The organism is Streptomyces sp. NPDC058459 (genome assembly GCF_042721685.1).
In the GTDB taxonomy this organism is placed as follows: domain Bacteria; phylum Actinomycetota; class Actinomycetes; order Streptomycetales; family Streptomycetaceae; genus Streptomyces.
In genome coordinates this window covers 1-4,899 of the sequence record NZ_JBHXLV010000318.1, presented here as the reverse complement: position 1 = coordinate 4,899, position 4,899 = coordinate 1, and the positions used below count along the sequence as shown (strand labels likewise).

The 4,899-nt window shown below is 71.6% G+C and carries 5 protein-coding genes; 2 read left to right on the top strand and 3 right to left on the bottom strand.

Features of this window, described 5'->3' with window-relative positions; translation table 11 throughout:
- Positions 1–89: 89 nt before the first annotated feature.
- A complete protein-coding gene (locus ACFWN1_RS31680; protein ID WP_384369685.1) occupies positions 90–818 on the bottom strand; it encodes a type 1 glutamine amidotransferase in 729 nt (242 codons plus the stop codon).
- A 23-nt stretch (positions 819–841) separates the two neighbouring features.
- Complete coding sequence (locus ACFWN1_RS31675; RefSeq protein ID WP_384369682.1) at positions 842–2,080, bottom strand: MurT ligase domain-containing protein; 1,239 nt, start codon at positions 2,078–2,080, stop codon at positions 842–844.
- 160 nt (positions 2,081–2,240) lie between these two features.
- Between ACFWN1_RS31675 and def the strand changes: the two genes are divergently transcribed.
- Positions 2,241–2,780 carry a peptide deformylase gene (def, locus tag ACFWN1_RS31670; protein ID WP_384369679.1) on the top strand — a complete coding sequence of 180 codons (540 nt, stop codon included), beginning with the start codon at positions 2,241–2,243 and terminating at the stop codon, positions 2,778–2,780.
- 16 nt (positions 2,781–2,796) lie between these two features.
- Here def and ACFWN1_RS31665 read toward each other — a convergent pair whose 3' ends face one another.
- Positions 2,797–3,441, bottom strand: a complete 645-nt coding sequence (locus ACFWN1_RS31665) for a TetR family transcriptional regulator (RefSeq protein WP_384369676.1) — start codon at positions 3,439–3,441, stop codon at positions 2,797–2,799.
- Between the two features lie 200 nt (positions 3,442–3,641).
- On the opposite strand from ACFWN1_RS31665, the gene ACFWN1_RS31660 reads away from it, so the two are divergent.
- Positions 3,642–4,868 (top strand): acyl-CoA dehydrogenase family protein, encoded by a 1,227-nt coding sequence (locus tag ACFWN1_RS31660; RefSeq protein WP_384369673.1) that lies wholly within the window; start codon positions 3,642–3,644, stop codon positions 4,866–4,868.
- Positions 4,869–4,899: the final 31 nt, after the last annotated feature.

Genomic DNA, 4,899 nt, shown 5'->3' with positions numbered 1-4,899 from the left:
GGCCCGCGATGACTCACGGGCCCGCCTGACGGGTGTACCGATATGGGGTTGCCGATATGTGGTTACCGCTACGGGGTACCGCGCGCCGGTCAGGCAGGCTGCTGGGCCGCCGCGATGCGCTCTTCGCGCAGCGCCTCGTACCAGCGGTCGTCGATCGGCGGCAGCGCGTTGACGTCCAGCGCCAGCTTCAGCAGCAGGTCCGCGATCAGCGGGTTACGGGCCAGCACGGGGCCGTGCATGTACGTACCGAACACGGTCCCGTTGTACGCGCCCTCCGTGCCGTCCCCGGTGCCGTTGCCCCGGCCCAGGGTGACCTGGGCGAAAGGACGGGCGGTCGGGCCCAGATGGGTGACGCCCTGGTGGTTCTCGAACCCGGTCAGCGGCGGCAGGCCGAGGCGCGGGTCGATGTCGCCGAGCACGTCGCCCACGCACCGGGCGCCCTCGCCGCGCGTCGACGTCACGTCCAGCAGGCCGAGGCCCGGCTCGCGCTGGCCGAGGTCGTTGATGAACTCGTGGCCGAGGATCTGGTAGCCGGCGCACACGGAGAACACGATCGCGCCGTTCTGCACCGCGCGCTGGAGCTGCCCGTCGCGGCGCAGCCGCTCGGCCGCCAGCCGCTGCGGGCGGTCCTCACCGCCGCCGATCAGGTAGATGTCACCCGAGGTCGGGATCGGCTGGTCGCTGCGCACGTCGAGACGGGCCACGTCCAGACCGCGCCGGCGCGCCCGGCGCTCCACGACGAGGGCGTTGCCCTGGTCGCCGTAGGTGCTCAGCAGGTCGGGATAGATCCACACCAGCCGCAGTTGGTTGTCGCTCATGGGGAGGTAGTCGCCCTTCTGGCTCAGTTGCCGACGCGGCGGCGCAGGTCCTGGAACGCGGTGTAGTTGGCGATGACCTCGATACGGCCCGGCGGGGCCGCCGCTACGGCCTCGTCGAGGCTCTCGCACACCTGGAAGTGCTGGTTCGCCACTTCCAGACGGACGGCGAGGTCCAGCTTGCGGTCACCGATGACGAAGATCGGGTGGCCGGTGAGCCGGGTGTAGTCCACGTCCCACAGCCAGGAGGTGTCGGTGCCGTCCGCCCCGCGCGCGTTCACGGAGAGGATCACCGGGGTGGGCGGCGGGTCGATCAGGGAGAAGGTCTCCAGCCAGCCGGCCGGGTTCTTCGCCAGCAGCAGACGCAGGTCGCGATTCTGGAACTGGACCACGTCATAGCGTCCGGCGACCGCCTGCACCTGGTACATGCGCTCCAGCGCCACCTGCGGCGGCACCCCGAACACTGCGGCGACGGCGGCCGAGCTGGCGGCGTTCGCCTTGTTGGCGCGGCCGGGCAGCTGGAGGTGGATCGGCCAGGCCGAGCCGTGCGGGTCGAGGACGTGGTCGCCGGAGAGCGCCCAGGACGGCGTGGGACGACGGAAGCCGCACTCGCCGCAGAACCAGTCGTCGCCGGGGCGCTGCATCACACCGCCGCAGGACGGGCAGGACCAGGCGTCGTCCTTCCACATCTGGCCGGCGGCTACCCACACCACGTTCGGGGAGGACGAGGCCGCCCACACCACCAGCGGGTCGTCGCAGTTGGCGACGACGACGGCCTTGGAGCCGGACAGGCCCTCGCGCCAGTTCTCCGCGAGCATCCGGGTCTCGGCCGCGCGGTCCAGCTGGTCGCGGGAGAGGTTCAGCAGCGCGATGCACTTCGGGCTGGTGTCACGTGCCACACCGGCCAGGTACTTCTCGTCGACCTCGATGACACCGAACTTGGCGTCCGAGCCGCCCGCGAGCGCGGAGGTGATACCGGCCGGCATGTTGGCACCGAGCGCGTTGGACACGACCGGTCCGGCGGCGCGCAGGGCCTCCGCGATCAGCCGGGTGGTGGTGGTCTTGCCGTTGGTCGCCGACACCAGGACCACGTCCAGGTGGGTGGCGAGCCGGGCGAGCAGGTCGGGGTCGAGCCGCAGGGCGACCTTTCCGCCGATCACCGACCCGCTGCCGCGCCCCGCGGCGCGCGATGCCGCCGCGACCGCCTTGCCCGCGGTCACGGCCAGCTTGGCCCGCGGCGAGAGCGGGTCCGAGTTGCCTGCCATCAGTCCTCGATCCTCCTTGCGTACGCGCCGCGCCTGGGGCCATCCGGCAGCGTGGTGGGGGCCTCAGCCTATCGAGAACCGTTCACACACCCGAATCCCGGTCCGCCCGGCCCGCCCTCGCGCGCTCGGCGCGGGCCGAACGAACCGTACCCTTGCCGCCATGCGACACCGCTCGATACCGGGTGCCCACGGGCGCGTCCGGCCTCTCACCCTCCTCGGCGACCCCGTGCTGCACGCACCCTGCCGGGATGTCACCGAGTTCGGTCCGGAACTCCCCGCGCTCGTGGCGGACTTGTTCGCCACCATGTACGCCAACGAGGGCGTGGGCCTGGCCGCCAACCAGATCGGCGTGGAACGGCGGGTGTTCGTGTACGACTGCCCGGACGACGACGAGGTGCGCCATCTCGGCCATGTGGTCAACCCCCGGCTGGTGACCGCAGACGGCCCGGAGTTCCTGGGCCCCGAGGGCTGCCTGTCGCTGCCGGGCCTGGAGGCGGGCACGGAGCGGTACGACCACGCGGTGGTCGAGGGCGTCACGATGACGGGGGAGCCGGTCACCGTCGACGGCACCGGGTTCTTCGCCCGCTGCCTCCAGCACGAGTGCGACCACCTGGCCGGCACGGTCTACGCCGACCGGGTGACGGGCCGCCGCCGGCGCAAGCTGGACCGGCAGGTGCGGAAGGCGTCCTGGCACGCGTGAGGCCCGCCGGGGCGGGTCAGAAGCCCGGACCGCCCGCGCGGTCACCGGCGGCCGCGAGCCGGCCCCACAGCAAGTCGGCCAGCGAGCGCACCAGTTCGGCCCGCGAGCAGGGGCGCTCGCCCAGCCACCAGTCCCCGGCGGCGTGCATCATGCCGACTATCCCGTGCCCCCACACCCGGGCCAGCCGCTGGCTGCCCGGCCCGAGATCCACCCGCTCCTCGATGACCTGGGCCAGGTCCTCGCCCATCCGGCGCAGCAGCGGGGCGCTGTGCTTGCCGACGTCGAAGCCCTGGTCGGCGCCCTGGCCGCCCTCGGAGGGGTGCATCAGGAACCGGTACACCTGCGGCCGGGCCTCGATGGCGGCGAGGTAGGTGTCGAGCGTGGACTCCACCCGCTCACGGCGTTCGGCGGGCGCGTCCAGCGCGGCGCGCAGCGAGTCGAGCAGGGCGTCGGTGTGCCGCATGGCGAGGGCCGCGTAGAGGCCGCCCTTGTCGCCGAAGTGGCGGTAGAGGATCGGCTTGGTGATGCCCGCCTCCGCGGCGATGGCGTTCATCGACGCCTGCGGGCCGTCGCGCAGCACCACCCGGTCGGCGGCCTCCAGCAGCTCCCGCCGTCGTCGGTCGGCGGACCGCTGCTGATCGGTCCGCTGTGTGGTGTCCATGTGGTCTCCCCACCCGTGCTGATTCGGTGACGCCTGCGCAAACTAACACCCGCCGCGCCCCCGGCATCGAACGGCCGCCGAGGCTTCATCCGGAATTGACTTCGTCTACCGGTCGGTAACACACTCTGGTTACCGCTAGTAACCGAACCGCTGGTAACAGAGACCGCCAGGAACACCGCACGTGCGCAGCAGGAGGGGACATGGCCGAGTTCACCATGGAGCTCAACGACGAACAGAAGGAGGTCCGGGACTGGCTGCACGGCTTCGCCGCCGAGGTGATCCGGCCCGCGGCCGCCGAATGGGACGAGCGTGAGGAGACTCCCTGGCCGGTCATCCAGGAGGCCGCGAAGATCGGCGTCTACTCCCTCGACTTCTACGCCCAGCAGTACTTCGACCCCACCGGTCTCGGCGTACCCATGGTCATGGAGGAGCTGTTCTGGGGGGACGCCGGCATCGCCCTCTCCATCGTCGGCACCGGCCTCGCGGCCGTGGGCGTCCTCGCCAACGGCACCGAGGAGCAGATCGGCACCTGGATTCCGCAGATGTACGGCGATGTGAACGACGTCAAGGTCGCCGCCTTCTGCTCCTCCGAGCCCGACGCCGGCTCCGACGTGGCCTCCCTGCGCACCCGCGCGGTGTACGACGAGGCCAGGGACGAGTGGATGCTGAACGGCACCAAGACCTGGGCGACCAACGGCGGCATCGCCGACGTCCATGTCGTCGTCGCCGTGGTCGACCCGGAGCTGGGCTCCAAGGGCCACGCCTCCTTCATCGTCCCGCCGGGCACGCCCGGTCTCAGCCAGGGCCAGAAGTTCAAGAAGCACGGCATCCGCGCCTCGCACACCGCCGAGGTCGTCCTGGAGAACGTCCGGGTGCCAGGTTCCTGCCTGCTCGGCGGCAAGGAGAAGCTGGACGAGCGGCTGACGCGGGCCCGGGAGCGGGCTCGTGCCGGCGGTGAGCGGGTGAAGAACGCGGCGATGGCCACCTTCGAGGCGTCCCGGCCCGCCGTGGGGGCCATGGCGGTCGGCACCGCCCGCGCCGCCTACGAGGTCGCGCTCGACTACGCCACCACGCGTGAGCAGTTCGGGCGCCCCATCGTCGACAACCAGGGCGTGGCCTTCCAGCTCGCCGACATGCGCACCTCCATCGACGCGGCCCGGCTGCTGGTGTGGCGTGCGTCCTGGATGGCGGTCAACGGCAAACCGTTCACCGCGGCCGAGGGGTCGATGTCCAAGCTGTTCGCCAGCGAGACGGCCAAGAAGGTCACCGGGCAGGCGATCCAGATCCTCGGCGGCAACGGCTACACCCGGGAGTATCCGGTGGAGCGGATGCACCGGGACGCGGCCATCTACACGATCTTCGAAGGCACCAGCGAGATCCAGCGGCTGGTGATCGCCCGCACCCTGGCCGGCGTCCCCATCCGCTGACGCCACAGGGGCGCGGGGGCCGTCACGCCCC

Excerpts from the sequence above, each read along its gene's own strand:
- ACFWN1_RS31680 (WP_384369685.1), bottom strand. The coding sequence starts at position 818 with ATGAGCGACAACCAACTGCGGCTGGTGTGGATCTATCCCGACCTGCTG.
- ACFWN1_RS31665 (WP_384369676.1), bottom strand. The coding sequence starts at position 3,441 with ATGGACACCACACAGCGGACCGATCAGCAGCGGTCCGCCGACCGACGA.
- def (WP_384369679.1), top strand. The coding sequence starts at position 2,241 with ATGCGACACCGCTCGATACCGGGTGCCCACGGGCGCGTCCGGCCTCTC.
- ACFWN1_RS31660 (WP_384369673.1), top strand. The coding sequence starts at position 3,642 with ATGGCCGAGTTCACCATGGAGCTCAACGACGAACAGAAGGAGGTCCGG.
- ACFWN1_RS31675 (WP_384369682.1), bottom strand. The coding sequence starts at position 2,080 with ATGGCAGGCAACTCGGACCCGCTCTCGCCGCGGGCCAAGCTGGCCGTG.